Origin of the sequence: Streptomyces sp. NRRL WC-3618, assembly GCF_001280005.1 — a bacterium.
Taxonomy (GTDB): Bacteria; Actinomycetota; Actinomycetes; order Streptomycetales; family Streptomycetaceae; genus Streptomyces.
This window is the reverse complement of the sequence record NZ_LGDW01000355.1, coordinates 1-314: the sequence shown is the minus strand read 5'-3', so window position 1 is coordinate 314 and position 314 is coordinate 1. Positions and strand designations below refer to the sequence as shown.

The following is a 314-nucleotide window of genomic DNA, read 5'->3' as shown; positions in this document are numbered from 1 at the left end:
CTATATGCTCAAAATTTCCCCAAAAATGCGGCATTTTTCACATGTGGTGACGTGGGACGTGCGCCCTAGGCTGCTCGAGGAACTCTCTGCCCGCCGCGACCGTGTCGCCGCCGCACGCGTCCCGCTGCCCCCGGCGGGGTCCCCATGCGCGCCTGACACCCGCGACGAACTGCTCGCGCAGCCCGCCGGCTCCTTGGTGCCCCGCTTGAACGAACCCGAAGCGCCCCTGCTCGCGGTGGTCCGGGGGTCCCCCTCGGCCGGCAAGTCGACCCTCGTCAACTCCCTTGTGGGACGCAGAGTCAGCGAAGCCGGCG

Annotated in this window: 1 pseudogene; it reads left to right on the top strand. The window is 68.5% G+C overall.

Going from position 1 to position 314, the window contains the following annotated elements:
- Positions 1-43: 43 nt before the first annotated feature.
- A pseudogene (locus tag ADL01_RS42560) lies at positions 44-314 on the top strand (ATP-binding protein); the annotation flags it as partial.